The sequence below is a fragment of the Bacillus sp. WC2507 genome (assembly GCF_052656125.1).
Genome location: NZ_JBQXPN010000001.1, coordinates 1,850,646 through 1,867,527 on the forward strand (window position 1 = coordinate 1,850,646; position 16,882 = coordinate 1,867,527).

17 protein-coding genes are annotated in these 16,882 nt (G+C 37.9%); all 17 read left to right on the top strand.

Annotated features, from left to right (window positions below; translation table 11 throughout):
• Nucleotides 1-44: 44 nt before the first annotated feature.
• The 17 genes from rimM (at nt 45) to tsf (ending at nt 16,850) form a co-directional block, all read left to right on the top strand.
• Entirely contained in the window at nt 45-560 is a 516-nt protein-coding gene (gene rimM, locus ACUN28_RS09975) for a ribosome maturation factor RimM (RefSeq protein WP_000170282.1), read from the top strand.
• The gene (gene trmD, locus ACUN28_RS09980) at nt 560-1,294 is read left to right on the top strand and encodes a tRNA (guanosine(37)-N1)-methyltransferase TrmD (protein ID WP_016086601.1); all 735 of its coding nucleotides are present in this window, start codon (nt 560-562) and stop codon (nt 1,292-1,294) included. The genes rimM and trmD overlap by 1 nt, the downstream gene beginning before the upstream one ends.
• 146 nt (nt 1,295-1,440) lie before the next feature.
• Nucleotides 1,441-1,785 (top strand): 50S ribosomal protein L19, encoded by a 345-nt coding sequence (rplS, locus tag ACUN28_RS09985; protein ID WP_001186516.1) that lies wholly within the window; start codon nt 1,441-1,443, stop codon nt 1,783-1,785.
• Nucleotides 1,786-1,886: 101 nt separating this feature from the next.
• The gene (gene lepB, locus ACUN28_RS09990) at nt 1,887-2,438 is read left to right on the top strand and encodes a signal peptidase I (RefSeq protein WP_000711857.1); all 552 of its coding nucleotides are present in this window, start codon (nt 1,887-1,889) and stop codon (nt 2,436-2,438) included.
• Between the two features lie 20 nt (nt 2,439-2,458).
• Nucleotides 2,459-3,349 (top strand): ribosome biogenesis GTPase YlqF, encoded by an 891-nt coding sequence (gene ylqF, locus ACUN28_RS09995; RefSeq protein ID WP_016086602.1) that lies wholly within the window; start codon nt 2,459-2,461, stop codon nt 3,347-3,349.
• A gap of 51 nt (nt 3,350-3,400) precedes the next feature.
• A complete protein-coding gene (locus ACUN28_RS10000) occupies nt 3,401-4,174 on the top strand; it encodes a ribonuclease HII (RefSeq protein WP_016086603.1) in 774 nt (257 codons plus the stop codon).
• Between the two features lie 193 nt (nt 4,175-4,367).
• Nucleotides 4,368-5,528, top strand: a complete 1,161-nt coding sequence (gene sucC, locus ACUN28_RS10005; RefSeq protein WP_016086604.1) for an ADP-forming succinate--CoA ligase subunit beta — start codon at nt 4,368-4,370, stop codon at nt 5,526-5,528.
• 19 nt (nt 5,529-5,547) lie between these two features.
• Complete coding sequence (sucD, locus tag ACUN28_RS10010; protein ID WP_000115178.1) at nt 5,548-6,450, top strand: succinate--CoA ligase subunit alpha; 903 nt, start codon at nt 5,548-5,550, stop codon at nt 6,448-6,450.
• An 87-nt stretch (nt 6,451-6,537) separates the two neighbouring features.
• The gene (gene dprA / locus ACUN28_RS10015; protein ID WP_016086605.1) at nt 6,538-7,407 is read left to right on the top strand and encodes a DNA-processing protein DprA; all 870 of its coding nucleotides are present in this window, start codon (nt 6,538-6,540) and stop codon (nt 7,405-7,407) included.
• A gap of 144 nt (nt 7,408-7,551) precedes the next feature.
• Nucleotides 7,552-9,630 carry a type I DNA topoisomerase gene (gene topA / locus ACUN28_RS10020; protein WP_016086606.1) on the top strand — a complete coding sequence of 693 codons (2,079 nt, stop codon included), beginning with the start codon at nt 7,552-7,554 and terminating at the stop codon, nt 9,628-9,630.
• A gap of 48 nt (nt 9,631-9,678) precedes the next feature.
• Nucleotides 9,679-10,983, top strand: coding sequence for an FADH(2)-oxidizing methylenetetrahydrofolate--tRNA-(uracil(54)-C(5))-methyltransferase TrmFO (trmFO, locus tag ACUN28_RS10025; protein WP_000211997.1), 1,305 nt, complete (start codon nt 9,679-9,681; stop codon nt 10,981-10,983).
• 65 nt (nt 10,984-11,048) lie between these two features.
• Nucleotides 11,049-11,948, top strand: a complete 900-nt coding sequence (gene xerC / locus ACUN28_RS10030; RefSeq protein WP_001101238.1) for a tyrosine recombinase XerC — start codon at nt 11,049-11,051, stop codon at nt 11,946-11,948.
• A 42-nt stretch (nt 11,949-11,990) separates the two neighbouring features.
• On the top strand, nt 11,991-12,533 hold the full coding sequence (hslV, locus tag ACUN28_RS10035) for an ATP-dependent protease proteolytic subunit HslV (RefSeq protein WP_000526271.1): 543 nt from the start codon (nt 11,991-11,993) through the stop codon (nt 12,531-12,533).
• 22 nt (nt 12,534-12,555) lie between these two features.
• Entirely contained in the window at nt 12,556-13,947 is a 1,392-nt protein-coding gene (hslU, locus tag ACUN28_RS10040; protein ID WP_016086607.1) for an ATP-dependent protease ATPase subunit HslU, read from the top strand.
• Between the two features lie 77 nt (nt 13,948-14,024).
• Nucleotides 14,025-14,804 carry a GTP-sensing pleiotropic transcriptional regulator CodY gene (gene codY / locus ACUN28_RS10045; RefSeq protein ID WP_000421290.1) on the top strand — a complete coding sequence of 260 codons (780 nt, stop codon included), beginning with the start codon at nt 14,025-14,027 and terminating at the stop codon, nt 14,802-14,804.
• Between the two features lie 352 nt (nt 14,805-15,156).
• Nucleotides 15,157-15,858 (top strand): 30S ribosomal protein S2, encoded by a 702-nt coding sequence (gene rpsB, locus ACUN28_RS10050; protein ID WP_000111485.1) that lies wholly within the window; start codon nt 15,157-15,159, stop codon nt 15,856-15,858.
• A gap of 104 nt (nt 15,859-15,962) precedes the next feature.
• A complete protein-coding gene (tsf, locus tag ACUN28_RS10055) occupies nt 15,963-16,850 on the top strand; it encodes a translation elongation factor Ts (RefSeq protein ID WP_001018584.1) in 888 nt (295 codons plus the stop codon).
• Nucleotides 16,851-16,882 lie beyond the last annotated feature (32 nt).

Sequence of the window (16,882 nt, forward strand, 5' to 3'; positions counted from 1 at the left end):
GGAGATGCTTAATTTATATAGAAACCAGGGGTGACATACTGTTTATGACAAAATGGTTTAATGTAGGGAAAATTGTAAATACTCATGGCGTAAGAGGAGAAATTCGTGTTATTTCTCGTACTGATTTTCCAGAAGAGCGATATAAAGTAGGAAACACTTTATACATATCGAATGAGAAAAGTACAGACTACCTTCCGGTGAAAGTAACTTCTCATCGTCAACATAAGACATTTGATTTATTAACATTTGAAGGATACAACAATGTTGATGAAGCAGAGAAATTTAAAGGTTCTTTAATAAAAGTACCAGAAGAGCAGTTAGGCGAACTAGCTGAAGGCGAATACTATTACCATGAAATTATTGGTTGTAGCGTTGTAACGGAAGAAGGAGAAGCGTTAGGAACAATAAAAGAAATTTTATCTCCTGGTGCAAATGATGTTTGGGTAATTAAACGTCCAAAAGGTCAAGATCTGTTAATTCCTTATATTGATGATGTTGTACTTCAAGTTAACATTGAGAATAAATTAGTAACCATTCATGTAATGGAAGGGCTGCTATAATGAAAATTGACATTTTAACATTGTTTCCAGATATGTTTACGGGTGTGTTTGGATCTTCAATTTTAAAGAAAGCACAAGAAAAAGAAGCAGTAGAGCTTCGTGTTGTCAATTTCCGTGATTATACAACAAGTAAGCATAATAGCGTAGATGATTATCCATATGGTGGTGGCGCTGGGATGGTATTAACCCCTCAGCCTATCTTTGATGCAGTGGAAGAGTTAACGAAGGAAACAGCCCGTAAACCGAGAGTTGTCTTAATGTGTCCACAAGGAGAACGTTTTACGCAGAAGAAGGCAGAAGAGCTTGCTGAAGAAGAGCATGTTATTTTTGTATGTGGTCATTATGAAGGGTACGATGAACGAATTCGTGAGCATCTCGTAACTGATGAAATTTCTATTGGTGACTACGTATTAACGGGCGGAGAGTTAGCCTCTATGGTTATTACTGATAGTGTCGTACGTCTCCTGCCAGGAGTACTAGGAAATCATGCTTCACAAGTCGAGGATTCGTTTAGTACAGGTTTATTAGAGCATCCTCATTATACACGTCCAGCTGATTTTCGTGGTATGAAGGTACCGGATGTACTAATGTCAGGAAATCATAAAAATATTGATGAATGGCGACACAAAGAATCACTACGTCGTACGTACACGCGTAGACCGGATTTACTGGAAGAACGAGAATTGTCTAAGCAAGAAGAGAAATGGCTAGAACAGATTAAAGAAGACAAGTAAGGGCTTGATATATTTTCTATTGCAACAGTCCTAGCAATATGCTATTATAACACTTGTGCTACTGAAATCAGTGGCCGTATTAACGATGTTCCGCTGTAATTTATTAAGACTTTATAAGAGCATCTGTTTAAAGGAGAGAATTTAATATGCAACAATTAATCGCAGAAATTACAAAAGGCCAATTAAAAACTGACCTTCCTTCATTCCGTCCTGGAGACACTTTACGTGTACACGTAAAAGTAGTTGAGGGAACTCGTGAAAGAATTCAGCTTTTCGAAGGTGTTGTAATTAAACGTCGTGGTGGCGGAATCAGTGAAACATTCACAGTTCGTAAGATTTCTTACGGTGTAGGTGTTGAGCGTACATTCCCAGTTCACACGCCAAGAATCGCGAAAATCGAAGTACTTCGCCGTGGTAAAGTACGTCGTGCTAAGTTATACTACTTACGTAACCTTCGCGGTAAAAAAGCACGAATTAAAGAAATTCGATAAGACATGTATGGGAGCTTGTAAATACACAAGCTCCCTTTTTCCAATCTATATAAAATTTTGATATAATACGAGCAGCTTACATAATCGTGGAGGGGAAATGCATGAAGAAAGAAAAGAGTTCACTTTGGGAATGGATCAAAGCAATTTTGATTGCTGTTGTATTAGCGGGTGTTATTAGACAGTTTTTCTTTGCGCCAATTCTCGTAGATGGAGTATCGATGGCATCTACTTTACATGATCGCGATCGAATGATTGTCAATAAAATTGGTTATCACATAGGAGATCCGAAACGATTTGATATTATCGTATTCCGAGCAACGGAAGATAAAGATTATATTAAGCGTATTATCGGCCTACCAGGCGATGAAATAGAGTACCGTAATGATAAGCTATATGTTAACGGAAAGGCTTATGAGGAGCCGTATTTAGACAAGCAGAAAAAACAAATTGCTGACGGACCGCTTACATATGATTTTACTCTTGAAGAAATGACAGGGAAGAAAACTGTTCCAGAAGGTCAATTATTTGTTTTAGGCGATAATCGTCGTTTTAGTAAAGATAGCCGTTCGATTGGTACCATTTCAATGGACCAAGTGATTGGAAAAGCAAATATACTATATTGGCCGTTAAAAGATGCTCGTATTGTGAAATAAAAGAAAAAGAAGGTGGCAACATGGTAATTCAGTGGTTCCCGGGACATATGGCAAAGGCTAGACGCCAAGTAACAGAAAAATTAAAGTTAATTGATGTTGTAATTGAGCTTGTAGATGCTCGATTACCTTTATCTTCTCGAAATCCAATGATCGATGAGATTATTACACATAAACCGAGGCTTGTTGTTTTAAATAAAGCGGATATGGCAGATGATCGTTTAACAAAGCAATGGATCGCATATTTTAAAGAAAAAGGCCATATGGCAATTTCAATTAACGCACAAGCTGGCCAAGGTATGAAGGAAATTGCAGCCGCTTGTAAAGTGTTGGTGAAAGAGAAATTTGATAAAATGGTTGCGAAAGGTATTAGACCGAGGGCGATTCGTGCATTAATTGTAGGTATACCGAATGTTGGTAAATCTACGTTAATTAATAAGTTGGCGAAGAAAAATATTGCTAAAACAGGAGATCGTCCTGGTGTGACAACAGCCCAACAATGGATTAAAGTTGGAAAAGAAATGGAACTGTTAGATACACCTGGTATTTTATGGCCTAAATTTGAAGATCAACTAGTGGGTCTTCGTTTAGCAACAACGGGCGCAATTAAAGATTCAATTTTAAATTTACAAGATGTTGCTGTTTACGCTTTACGTTTTATGGAGAAACATTATCCAGAACGTTTGAAAGAGCGATATAATTTAAATGAGATTCCAGAAGATATTGTGGAGTTATTTGATGCAATTGGAAAAAATAGAGGCTGTTTAATGGGCGGCGGAATGATTGATTATGATAAAACATCTGAGCTTGTCCTTCGTGAGCTTCGTGGTGGAAAACTTGGGAAAATGACGTTTGAAACACCAGAAGAGTTTGCAGAGCAGACAGAAGATGCAGAAAAAGTAGAAGAAGTATAAGACGTGCGTTTGTACGTCTTTTCTTTTTTGTATATAAAGGGAGTGGCATGAATGCAAAAAGTGACTATTCAAGAAGCGGAACGTTTACTGCAAGAAATTATGAGTGAAGAAGATGACCGCTTTCAAATATTAATGAAAGATGAGCGAAAAGGGGTACAAAAGCTTATTTTGAAGTGGCATAAACAAAAAGAGTTAGCGCAGAAAGAAAAAGAAAAGTTTTTCGAAATGTCCAAGTACGAGATTGCATTACGTGAAAAAGGGCTCACATATATTGCAGGTATAGATGAAGTAGGGCGTGGGCCGCTAGCTGGGCCTGTCGTGACGGCGGCTGTTGTCCTTCCGGAAGATTGTTATATTCCAGGGTTAAATGACTCGAAAAAGCTGAGTGAGGCGAAGCGAGAGCGTTTTTATGATGAAATCAAAGCACAAGCAATTGCAATTGGAGTTGGAATTGTATCACCACAAGTTATTGATGAAATAAATATTTATCAAGCGACGAAACAAGCAATGTTAGATGCTGTTGCGAATTTATCTTGTGCACCAGAATATTTATTAATTGATGCGATGAAACTTCCTACACCAATTCCACAAACATCCATTATTAAAGGTGATGCGAAAAGTATTTCTATTTCAGCTGCATCCATTGTTGCGAAAGTAACGAGAGATCGTATGATGAAAGAGCTTGGAGAAAAGTATCCTGCATATGGATTTGAACAACATATGGGATATGGAACAAAACAACATTTAGAAGCGATTGAAGCGCATGGAGTATTAGAAGAACATCGGAAATCGTTTGCGCCAATTAAAGATATGATTCAAAAATAAGCTGTGTTTTCATAGCTTATTTTTTATTTTGACATATAAACATTACTATTTTCCAAAAAGAATAAAGCGATTTCAGTTTTCTGACACTTTATTGTAGACAGCGTGCCAATCATCTTATACAATGGCAATGTAATGTTTTTTAAACATTAAAAAACTTTTCGAGTAAAACAGGAAAACAGGGGAGGATGGGACCATGAATATCCATGAGTACCAAGGTAAGGCAGTCCTTAGAAGCTATGGGGTTAGCGTTCCGAACGGGAAGGTTGCATTTACAGTAGAAGAAGCTGTAGAAGCAGCGAAAGAATTAGGAACGGATGTATGTGTAGTAAAAGCACAAATTCACGCTGGTGGACGCGGCAAAGCTGGCGGAGTAAAAGTTGCAAAAAATTTAGATGAAGTTCGTACATATGCAGAAAGCATTTTAGGAACTACACTTGTGACACATCAAACAGGTCCTGAAGGTAAGGAAGTAAAACGCTTACTTATCGAAGAAGGTTGCGATATTAAAAAAGAATATTATGTAGGTCTTGTTTTAGATCGTGCAACTTCTCAAGTTGTTTTAATGGCATCTGAAGAAGGTGGAACAGAAATTGAAGAAGTAGCAGAGCAAACACCTGAAAAGATCTTTAAAGAATATATTGATCCAGCAGTAGGCTTACAAGGCTTCCAAGCGCGCCGAATCGCATTTAACATCAATATTCCAAAAGAGCTTGTAGGACAAGCTGTGAAGTTTATGATGGGCTTATACCGTGCGTTTATTGAAAAAGATTGCTCTATCGCGGAGATTAACCCACTTGTTACAACAGGTGACGGTAAAGTTATGGCATTAGATGCGAAATTAAACTTTGATTCTAATGCTTTATATCGCCATAAAGACATTTTAGAACTTCGTGATCTTGATGAAGAAGATGCAAAAGAAATTGAAGCTTCTAAATATGACTTAAACTACATTCCTTTAGATGGAAATATCGGTTGTATGGTTAATGGTGCAGGTTTAGCGATGGCTACAATGGATATCATTAAACATTACCATGGCGATCCAGCTAACTTCTTAGATGTTGGTGGCGGTGCGACTGCTGAAAAAGTTACAGAAGCATTCAAAATTATCCTTTCTGACAAAAATGTAAAAGGTATTTTCGTTAACATTTTTGGTGGCATTATGAAGTGTGATGTTATCGCAGAAGGTGTTATTGAAGCAACGAAACAAGTAGGTCTTGAATTACCTTTAGTTGTACGTCTTGAAGGTACAAACGTAGAGTTAGGTAAGAAAATTTTAAATGAGTCTGGCTTAAATATTGTTGCAGCAGAATCTATGGCAGACGGTGCACAAAAAATTGTTTCACTAGTGGGCTAATAGAAAGCGGGGGAGAAAAATGAGCGTATTAGTTAATAAAGATACAAAAGTTATTGTTCAAGGTATTACAGGTTCTCAAGGGTTATTCCACACAAAACAAATGATTGAATACGGTACGAAAATTGTCGGTGGTGTAACGCCAGGTAAAGGTGGCACTGATATTGAAGGTGTACCAGTATTTGATACTGTAGAAGATGCAGTGAAAGCAACAGGCGCAAACGCTTCAGTTGTATACGTTCCACCCGCTTTTGCGGCTGATGCAATTATGGAAGCAGTTGATGCAGAAATTGACTTAGTAGTATGTATTACTGAAGGAATTCCTGTATTAGATATGGTAAATGTAAAGAGATATATGGCTGGTAAACATACACGTTTACTTGGACCAAACTGTCCAGGTGTTATCACGCCTGATGAATGTAAAATCGGTATTATGCCAGGATACATTCATAAAAAAGGTCATGTAGGTATCGTATCCCGCTCTGGTACATTAACGTATGAGGCTGTACATCAGTTAACACAAGAAGGTATTGGCCAATCTACTGCTGTAGGTATCGGCGGGGACCCAGTTAACGGTACAGACTTTATTGATGCGTTAAAAGCATTTAATGAAGATGAAGAAACACATGCTGTAATTATGATTGGTGAAATCGGTGGTACAGCGGAAGAAGAGGCAGCTGAATGGGTGAAAGCTAATATGACAAAACCTGTTGTAGGCTTCATTGGTGGCCAAACAGCGCCTGCTGGCAAACGTATGGGCCATGCTGGTGCAATCATTTCTGGTGGTAAAGGAACTGCTGCTGAAAAGATTAAAACGATGGAAGCTTGTGGTATTAAAGTAGCGGAAACTCCAGCGGTTATGGGTGAAACGCTAATCTCTGTCTTAAAAGAAAAAGGTCTATTTGAGACTTGTAAAAACTACTAATCTGTTGAAAGACACCTTCTTGCTTGAAGGTGTCTTTTTACACACTTCTTGTTTACATAATAAAAATTATGGGTAAGGAGAATTAGGATGAAAAGAGAACGATTATTACATCTTCATTATTTTTTAGCAGATCATTGGAAGGCGATGGAAAGACTACTATATGTCGATCCAGAATTGAAGGGAATATACACTTTTAATGCAAAACAAATGGAATACTACACTGGAATATCCTCGAAAAAATCTTCAGAATTAGTAAATTTTCTTCAAAGTTCAAATCTCTTGCAATATATATCTTATTTAGAGAAAAATCGAATCTTTTATATGACTATATGGGATGAAGATTATCCACAATTATTACGTGAAATACAGGATCCACCCTTTGTGTTATATGGAAAAGGAGAGAAGGATTTTCTCAATAGAGTGAATAAATTAGCGGTTATTGGAACGAGGGAACCGACTTTATATGGACATGAGAGTTTAAAATTTATTTTACACCCCTTATTAGAAAGGGAATGGCTTATTGTCAGTGGGTTTGCAAGAGGGATAGATACAATGTCTCATGAAATAACAGTAAGACAGCATTGCCCGACTATAGCAATACTAGGACATGGATTATCGTATATGTATCCAAAAGAGAATAGACATTTATATGGAACGTGGAATGAATATATATTGTTATTAACAGAGTATCCGCCGCACTATGCACCGAAAAAATGGTATTTTCCAAAAAGGAACCGGATTATTAGTGGTATAAGTAAGGGTGTTTTAGTTGTAGAAGCGAAATCAAGAAGTGGAACACTTATTACTGCGGACCTTGCTTTAGAGCAAAATAGAGAGGTATTTGCACTTCCTGGACCTATATTTATAGATAGTGCATCAGGAACGAATTATCTGATTCAACAAGGAGCAAAACTAGTAAGAAATGCAGAAGATATCTTGGAAGAGATTATAAATTAACCTTATATTTTTATGTTTTTATTAAACAATTATTGACAAATGGTAGATAGGCGCTGTATGGTATATTCATTCTTGATTGACAAAAACAAGAGAAATCAATAAGATTGATGAAGACTTGAATCCACCTCTTAAGGAGGCACTAGCATGTCAGATTACCTCGTAATCGTGGAGTCGCCTTCTAAGGCGAAGACCATTGAGAAATATTTAGGGAAAAAATACAAAGTTGTCGCGTCTATGGGACACGTTCGCGATTTACCTAAAAGTCAAATGGGGATAGAAGTAAAGAACAACTTCACCCCGAAGTATATTACCATTCGTGGTAAAGGTCCCGTCTTAAAAGACTTAAAATCAGCGGCAAAAAAAGCAAAGAAAGTCTATCTCGCGGCCGATCCAGACCGCGAAGGGGAAGCAATTGCTTGGCATTTAGCTAATACGTTAAATGTGGACGTTGAATCAGATTGCCGAGTTGTGTTTAATGAGATTACAAAAGATGCAATCAAAGAGTCATTTAAACATCCTCGTGCGATTAATATGGATTTAGTAGATGCACAACAAGCAAGGCGTATACTAGATCGTCTTGTTGGTTACAATATTAGTCCTTTATTATGGAAGAAAGTAAAAAAAGGATTAAGTGCAGGACGCGTACAATCTGTAGCAGTTCGTTTAATTATTGAACGTGAAAGAGAAATTCAAAGCTTTGAGCCTGAAGAATTCTGGACAATTAAGACGGAATTTGTGAAAGGGAAAGACACATTTGAAGCAAGCTTTTACGGTGTAGATGGTGAAAAAGTTCAATTAACGAATGAAACGCAAGTGAATGAAATAATTGAACAGATGAAAGATAATGCGTTTTCAGTTGAAAATGTAACGCGAAAAGAGCGAAAACGTAATCCTGCATTACCGTTTACAACATCTTCCTTGCAACAAGAGGCAGCGCGTAAGTTAAACATGCGAGCAAAGAAAACAATGATGCTCGCGCAGCAATTGTATGAAGGGATAGATCTTGGAAAGCAAGGGACTGTAGGTCTTATTACGTATATGAGAACTGACTCAACACGTATCTCAGAAACAGCTCAAACAGAGGCGCGTACTTACATTACTGAGTCGTTTGGTGCGGAATACATAGGAACAGAAAAGAAGAAAGAAACGAAAAAGTCGAACGCGCAAGATGCGCATGAGGCAATTCGTCCTACTTCGGTAATGAGAAGGCCAGAGGAACTAAAGAGTTTCTTAAGTCGTGATCAACTTCGGTTGTATAAACTGATTTGGGAGCGATTTGTTGCAAGTCAAATGGCGTCTGCTATAATGGATACTGTGACAGCTAGACTCATTAATAACAATGTTCAGTTCCGTGCAAGTGGATCGGTTGTAAAGTTTCCAGGATTTATGAAAGTGTATGTAGAGTCGAAAGATGACGGGGCTGAAGAAAAGGATAAAATGTTGCCACCTTTAGAAGTAGGGGAAACGGTATTTTCCAAGGATTTAGAACCGAAGCAACACTTTACACAACCTCCGCCGCGCTATACAGAGGCTCGTCTAGTAAGAACACTTGAAGAGCTTGGAATTGGAAGACCGTCGACTTACGTACCGACACTTGAAACGATTCAAAAACGTGGATACGTAGGTTTGGATAATAAACGCTTCGTTCCAACTGAACTTGGTGAAATAGTAATTGAACTTATTTTAGAGTTTTTCCCAGAAATTATTAACATTGAATTTACTGCTAACATGGAGCAAAGTCTTGATGAAGTAGAAGAAGGAAATGCGAATTGGGTAAAAATTGTTGATGATTTCTACGTAGGCTTTGAACCGCGTTTAGAAAAAGCGGAAAAAGAAATGCGTGAAGTAGAAATTAAAGATGAACCAGCTGGGGAAGACTGTGAATTGTGTGAGCACCCAATGGTCTTTAAAATGGGTAAATACGGGAAATTTATGGCTTGTTCGAATTTCCCAGATTGTCGTAATACAAAACCGATTGTGAAAGAAATCGGTGTTACTTGTCCGAAGTGTGATAAAGGTCAAATTATTGAACGTCGTAGTAATAAAAAGAAACGTCTTTTCTATGGGTGCGGTACGTATCCAGAGTGTGACTTTGTATCTTGGGATAAACCAATTGGTCGTAAATGTCCGAAGTGCGAAGGTATGCTTGTAGAGAAGAAGTTGAAAAAAGGCGTGCAAGTACAATGTATTTCGTGTGATTATGAAGAAGAACAACAAATGTGAGCGTAACTGCTCACATTTTTTTCGGGAAGAAAAGGAAAGGTGATATATATGACAACACAAGTAGTAAACGTCATTGGCGCAGGTCTTGCAGGAAGTGAAGCAGCTTACCAAATTGCAAAACGAGGTGTCCAAGTAAAATTATATGAAATGAGACCAGTAAGGCAAACGCCGGCTCATCACACAGATAAATTTGCAGAGTTAGTATGCAGTAACTCGCTTCGCGCAAACACATTAACAAACGCTGTTGGTGTTATTAAAGAAGAAATGCGTTTAATGGACTCTGTTATTATTCGTGCAGCTGATGAGTGCTCTGTACCAGCAGGAGGGGCTTTAGCTGTAGATCGTCATGAATTTGCGGCAAAGGTAACAGAGTATGTGAAAAACCATCCGAACGTAACTGTGATGAATGAAGAAATTACTGAAATTCCAGAAGGACCTACTGTTATCGCGACAGGTCCACTTACGTCTCCTGATCTTGCTGCACAATTAAAAGAATTAACAGGTGAAGATTATTTTTATTTCTATGATGCTGCAGCACCGATTGTTGAGAAAGACAGCATTGATATGAATAAAGTATATTTAAAGTCTCGTTACGATAAAGGTGAAGCTGCATATTTAAACTGCCCAATGACGGAAGAGGAATTTGACCGTTTTTACGAGGCTTTAATTGCTGCTGAAACAGTACCTTTAAAAGAATTTGAAAAAGAAATTTTCTTTGAAGGTTGTATGCCGGTAGAAGTTATGGCAAGTAGAGGAAGACAGACGCTAGTATTTGGACCGATGAAACCTGTTGGATTAGAAGATCCGAAAACAGGAAAAACGCCATATGCTGTTGTTCAGTTACGTCAAGATGATGCAGCAGGAACGTTATACAATATCGTAGGTTTCCAAACGCATTTAAAGTGGGGACCACAAAAAGAAGTGTTACAGTTGATTCCAGGACTGGAAAACGCAGAGATTGTACGTTATGGTGTAATGCATCGTAATACTTTTATTAATTCACCTAACTTGCTTCGTCCAACATATCAATATAAACAACGTGATGATTTATTCTTCGCTGGTCAAATGACTGGAGTAGAGGGATATGTTGAATCAGCGGCGTCAGGATTACTAGCGGGTATTAACGCTGCTCGACTTGTGAAAGGTGAAGAACCGGTTGTATTACCGCCTGTAACTGCAATGGGAAGTATGGCGAATTATATTACTGCGACAAACGCGAAAAACTTCCAGCCAATGAATGCAAACTTCGGTTTGTTTGCACCGTTAGAGAAGAAAGTTAAGAGGAAAGCAGAACGAAATGAAGCATATGCAACACGCGCTTTAGAAACAATTCAAAATTTTGTAAATATTTAGTTAAATTTCTTGCAAAGGCTACTAAGTTGTGATACGATTTAGTAGCCTTTATTGAGGTGAATTATGTGAATGTGAAGAAATTGTTACAATTATTCGTTGGATATTTACAAATTGAAAGAAATTATTCAAAATATACAATTGCAAGTTATCAAAATGATTTAGAACATTTTGTGCAATTTATGGAGCGAGAAGGCATATCCTCTTTTTTAGATGTTACATACGCGGATGTTCGTTTGTACTTAACGACGTTGCACGATGAAAAGTTAGCCCGTAAATCTGTCGCAAGAAAAGTATCAAGCTTACGAAGTTTATATCGTTTTTTGATGCGTGAAGGTTATCGGAAAGATAATCCTTTTGCACTTGCGTCACTCCCCAAAAAAGAATTGTCAATCCCAAAGTTTTTATATGCTGAAGAATTAGAGGAATTATTTGAAGTTTCTGATACGGAAACGCCGCTAGGTCAAAGGAATCAAGCTTTATTAGAGTTGATGTATGCGACTGGGATCCGTGTGAGTGAATGTGTCAATTTACAACTTACCGATATTGACTTCGCGGTGGGAACAATTTTAGTAATGGGAAAAGGAAAAAAACAAAGGTATATTCCGTTCGGAAGCTATGCGCAAGATGCTTTAATTACTTATATAGAGAACGGGAGAAAACAGTTAGCTCACAAAACTGAAGAACACTCTCATATGGTATTTTTAAATGCGAAAGGCACGCCGCTAACAAGTCGAGGGGTACGCTATGTATTAAACGAACTCATTAAGAAGGCTTCACTGACAATGCGGATAAGTCCCCATATGTTAAGGCATACATTTGCTACACACATGTTAGATGAAGGGGCGGATTTACGTACTGTACAGGAACTACTCGGTCATGAGAATTTGTCGACGACACAAATTTATACGCATGTCTCTAAAGAAAGATTGCGTTCTGTCTACATGAAGCATCACCCGCGGGCATAAATTGCTTTTAAAGCTATAAAAACATATAAAGGAGTTTTTTCTATGGGAAATTTCCACGCTACAACGATATTTGCAGTTCATCATAATGGAGAATGTGCAATGGCTGGAGATGGTCAGGTGACAATGGGAAATGCAGTTGTAATGAAACATACAGCTCGTAAAGTCCGTAAACTTTTCCAAGGGAAAGTTTTAGCTGGCTTTGCAGGTTCCGTTGCTGACGCATTTACTCTTTTTGAAATGTTTGAAGGGAAATTAGAAGAGTACAATGGGAACTTGCAGCGTGCTGCAGTTGAAATGGCAAAACAATGGCGTGGCGACAAAATGTTACGTCAGCTAGAAGCGATGCTCATTGTCATGGATAAAACAACTATGCTTCTTGTTTCAGGTACAGGAGAAGTGATTGAACCGGATGATGGTATTTTAGCGATTGGATCTGGTGGGAATTATGCGCTTTCTGCAGGTCGTGCTTTAAAGCAATATGCAAGTGAACATTTAACAGCGAAGCAAATTGCGAAAGCGAGTTTAGACATTGCTGGCGATATTTGTGTTTATACAAACCACAATATAATTGTGGAAGAATTGTAGAATCGTAAGGGAGGCATTTTATATGCATTTACATTTTACTCCGCGTCAAATTGTGGAAAAATTAGATCAATACATTATCGGTCAAAAAGATGCGAAGAAAGCGGTTGCTGTAGCTTTAAGAAATCGATACCGTCGAAGTAAATTAGCTGAAAATCTACGTGATGAAATTGCACCTAAAAATATTTTAATGATTGGACCGACAGGTGTTGGTAAAACAGAGGTAGCACGACGAATGGCGAAACTCGTTGGAGCACCTTTTATTAAGGTTGAAGCTACGAAATTTACAGAAGTTGGATATGTAGGTAGAGATGTAGAATCGATGGTACGTGACCTTGTGGAAGCGTCGGTCCGTATCGTAAAAGAAGAAATGGTAGTGAAAGTTCAAGACAAAGCAGAAGAACAAGCGAACCAACGTCTTGTTGAAATTTTAGTGCCGAGTCCGGAGAAACAATCTGGATTTAAAAACCCATTAGAAATGCTATTTGGCGGTGCTCAAAATTCGAATCAAACATCTGATGCACAGGAAGATGTTGAAATCGAAAAGAAACGTCAAGATGTAGAAAGAAAGCTTGCTGCAGGACTTCTTGAAGATGAAATTGTATCGATTGAAGTGACTGAGCAACAGTCTTCCATGTTTGATATGTTACAAGGAACTGGCATGGAACAAATGGGAATGAATTTCCAAGATGCATTAGGAAGTTTTATGCCGAAAAAAACAAAAAAACGTAAACTTTCTGTGAAAGAAGCAAGAAAACTCTTGACAAATGAGGAAGCACAGCGCTTAATTGATATGGATGAAGTTACACAAGAGGCTGTTTATCGTGCTGAACAGCTCGGGATTATTTTTATCGATGAAATTGACAAAATTGCTGGTAAGCAGTCGAATAGCGTAGATGTATCACGTGAAGGTGTGCAACGTGACATTTTACCAATTGTAGAAGGATCGAATGTTGCGACAAAATACGGATCAGTAAAAACGGATTATATTTTATTCGTTGCAGCTGGAGCGTTTCATATGTCTAAACCGTCAGATTTAATTCCGGAACTGCAAGGGAGATTTCCGATTCGAGTAGAATTAACAAAATTATCGACAGATGATTTTGTTAAAATATTAATCGAGCCTGACAATGCGTTAATTAAACAATATATGGCTTTATTAGCGACTGAAGGTATAGAAATTGAATTTTCAGACGAAGCTATTCGTAGGATTGCTGAGATTGCTTATCAAGTTAATCAGGATACAGATAATATTGGAGCAAGAAGACTTCATACGATTATGGAGAAGCTCCTTGAAGATTTATCGTTTGAGGCATCTGAAATTACGTTAGAGAAAATAACGATAACACCTCAATACGTTGAGGAGAAATTAGCAACGATTGCTAAAAATAAAGATGTGAGCCAGTTTATTTTGTAATTGTGTCATCAGGTGACTCGCCCTAGTTTCCAAGTGATGAAAAAATATGTGAGTAACATGTAGGAGGAACTTTTGAAATGGAATTATTAGCAAAAACAAGAAAATTAAATGCGTTATTACAGAGCGCAGCAGGAAAGCCTGTAAACTTTAGAGAAATGTCTGACACAATGTGTGAAGTAATCGAAGCGAACGTATTCGTAGTAAGCCGTCGTGGTAAATTACTAGGTTATGCAATTCACCAACAAATTGAGAATGAGCGTATGAAACAAATGCTTGCAGAGCGTCAATTCCCGGAAGAATACACACAAAGCTTATTCAACATTACAGAAACATCTTCTAACTTAGATGTAAACAGTGCTTACACAGCATTCCCAGTAGAAAATAGAGAATTATTCGGTCAAGGTTTAACTACAATCGTACCAATCGTTGGTGGCGGTGAGCGTCTAGGTACATTAGTGTTAGCTCGTCTTGGTCAAGAGTTCTTAGATGATGATTTAATCCTTGCTGAATACAGTTCAACTGTAGTAGGTATGGAAATCTTACGTGAAAAAGCGGAAGAAATCGAAGAGGAAGCACGTAGTAAAGCTGTTGTTCAAATGGCGATCAGCTCATTATCTTACAGTGAGTTAGAAGCAATTGAGCATATCTTCGAAGAATTAAATGGAACAGAAGGTTTACTTGTTGCAAGTAAAATTGCTGATCGCGTAGGAATTACTCGTTCTGTAATCGTAAATGCACTACGTAAATTAGAAAGTGCTGGTGTTATTGAATCTCGCTCTTTAGGTATGAAAGGAACATACATTAAAGTGCTAAACGACAAGTTTCTACAGGAACTTGCTAAATTAAAAACAAACTAATTTATATAAAAACTCTCCTCGGTTGAGGAGAGTTTTTTGTTTTTTTAAGAGAATGATTTTGCTTACGTAAGGCGTCGTGACAACGTTCATTAGAAAACTATTAATTAACCTTCACCGCCTTGCTTAAAGGAAGTGAAGGTTGGGAATACTAGAATTCGAGCGTGAAAAAAAGAAAGTTTTACATTGTTCGCATTTTCGACTTGATTGTAATATTTCAGTATGATATAGTAAGCAGTGGTGTCAGTACAAAGTACACACGTTTACTGATTTAAGTGTTGGTGCTACGTTTGTAGTTTCGCTTAGAGATGAAGTAAACGGAGGATATCAAAAACCATTTAGGAGGAACTAAATTATGTCAGTAATTTCTATGAAGCAATTGCTTGAAGCTGGTGTTCATTTCGGACATCAAACTCGTCGTTGGAACCCAAAAATGAAGCGTTACATTTTCACAGAGCGTAACGGTATCTACATCATCGACTTACAAAAAACTGTGAAAAAAGTTGAGGAAGCTTACAGAACGATGCGTGACATCGCTGCTGAAGGTGGAGACATCTTATTCGTAGGTACTAAAAAACAAGCACAAGAAGCTATTAAAGAAGAAGCAACTCGTGCTGGTATGTACTTCGTTAACCAACGTTGGTTAGGTGGAACTTTAACAAACTTCCAAACAATCCAAAAGCGTATCAAGCGTCTTAAAGACATCGAAAGAATGCAAGAAGATGGTACTTTCGAAGTACTACCTAAGAAAGAAGTTGTTCAACTTAAAAAAGAGTTAGAGCGTCTTGAGAAATTCTTAGGCGGTATTAAAGATATGAAAGGTCTTCCAAGTGCATTATTCGTAGTAGACCCTCGTAAAGAGCGTATTGCAGTTGCTGAAGCGCGCAAATTACACATTCCAATCATCGGTATCGTTGATACAAACTGTGATCCAGACGAAATCGATCACGTTATCCCAGCAAACGATGATGCAATTCGTGCTGTAAAACTTCTTACATCTAAAATGGCAGACGCGATCCTTGAAGCAAAACAAGGTGAAGAAACTGTTACTGCGTAACAAATTTGGAAAGGTGATAAGGGGTTCGGCCTTTTATCACCTTTTTTAAGGTATAAACACCTTTTTAAAAAGGTATAAATACATATTTTAGGAGGATGAAAAATATGGCAATCACTGCACAAATGGTAAAAGAACTTCGTGAAAAAACAGGCGCAGGTATGATGGACTGCAAAAAAGCTTTAACTGAAACTAATGGCGACATGGAGAAAGCAATTGACTTCTTACGTGAAAAAGGTATTGCAAAAGCTGCTAAAAAAGCAGACCGCATCGCTGCTGAAGGTTTAACTTTCATCGAAACAAACGGTAACGAAGGTTTAATCTTAGAATTAAACTCTGAAACTGATTTCGTTGCGAAAAACGAAGGTTTCCAAGCGTTAATTAAAGAATTAGCTGCTCACTTATTAGCTAACAAACCAGCTAACATTGAAGAAGCTATGGCTCAAACAATCGAAGGCGGCAAAACAGTAGAAGAGCACATCAACGAAGCAATCGCTAAAATTGGTGAAAAACTTACACTTCGTCGTTTCGAAATCGTATCAAAAACTGATGCAGATGCATTCGGCGCTTACCTACACATGGGTGGACGTATTGGTGTATTAACAGTTCTTGAAGGTTCTACTGATGAAGCTGCTGCTAAAGATGTTGCAATGCACATCGCTGCAGTTAACCCTAAATACATCGACCGCGATGCTGTAACAGCTGAAGAAGTTGAGCATGAGCGTCAAGTATTAACACAACAAGCATTAAACGAAGGCAAGCCTGAAAAAATCGTTGCAAAAATGGTTGAAGGCCGTCTAGGCAAATTCTTCGAAGAAATTTGCTTACTTGACCAAGCATTCGTTAAAAACCCTGATATGAAAGTTCGTCAGTTCGTTGAGTCTAAAGGCGGAACATTAAAAGGATTCGTTCGCTACGCTGTTGGTGAAGGTATCGAAAAACGCGAAGACAACTTTGCTGAAGAAGTAATGAACCAAGTAAAAGGTAGCAACTAATAAAGATTAGGGAACACATTGTGTTCCCTTTT

Coding starts and splice junctions, on each gene's coding strand:
- rimM (WP_000170282.1), top strand. CDS start 45: ATGACAAAATGGTTTAATGTAGGGAAAATTGTAAATACTCATGGCGTA.
- trmD (WP_016086601.1), top strand. CDS start 560: ATGAAAATTGACATTTTAACATTGTTTCCAGATATGTTTACGGGTGTG.
- rplS (WP_001186516.1), top strand. CDS start 1,441: ATGCAACAATTAATCGCAGAAATTACAAAAGGCCAATTAAAAACTGAC.
- lepB (WP_000711857.1), top strand. CDS start 1,887: ATGAAGAAAGAAAAGAGTTCACTTTGGGAATGGATCAAAGCAATTTTG.
- ylqF (WP_016086602.1), top strand. CDS start 2,459: ATGGTAATTCAGTGGTTCCCGGGACATATGGCAAAGGCTAGACGCCAA.
- ACUN28_RS10000 (WP_016086603.1), top strand. CDS start 3,401: ATGCAAAAAGTGACTATTCAAGAAGCGGAACGTTTACTGCAAGAAATT.
- sucC (WP_016086604.1), top strand. CDS start 4,368: ATGAATATCCATGAGTACCAAGGTAAGGCAGTCCTTAGAAGCTATGGG.
- sucD (WP_000115178.1), top strand. CDS start 5,548: ATGAGCGTATTAGTTAATAAAGATACAAAAGTTATTGTTCAAGGTATT.
- dprA (WP_016086605.1), top strand. CDS start 6,538: ATGAAAAGAGAACGATTATTACATCTTCATTATTTTTTAGCAGATCAT.
- topA (WP_016086606.1), top strand. CDS start 7,552: ATGTCAGATTACCTCGTAATCGTGGAGTCGCCTTCTAAGGCGAAGACC.
- trmFO (WP_000211997.1), top strand. CDS start 9,679: ATGACAACACAAGTAGTAAACGTCATTGGCGCAGGTCTTGCAGGAAGT.
- hslV (WP_000526271.1), top strand. CDS start 11,991: ATGGGAAATTTCCACGCTACAACGATATTTGCAGTTCATCATAATGGA.
- hslU (WP_016086607.1), top strand. CDS start 12,556: ATGCATTTACATTTTACTCCGCGTCAAATTGTGGAAAAATTAGATCAA.
- codY (WP_000421290.1), top strand. CDS start 14,025: ATGGAATTATTAGCAAAAACAAGAAAATTAAATGCGTTATTACAGAGC.
- rpsB (WP_000111485.1), top strand. CDS start 15,157: ATGTCAGTAATTTCTATGAAGCAATTGCTTGAAGCTGGTGTTCATTTC.
- tsf (WP_001018584.1), top strand. CDS start 15,963: ATGGCAATCACTGCACAAATGGTAAAAGAACTTCGTGAAAAAACAGGC.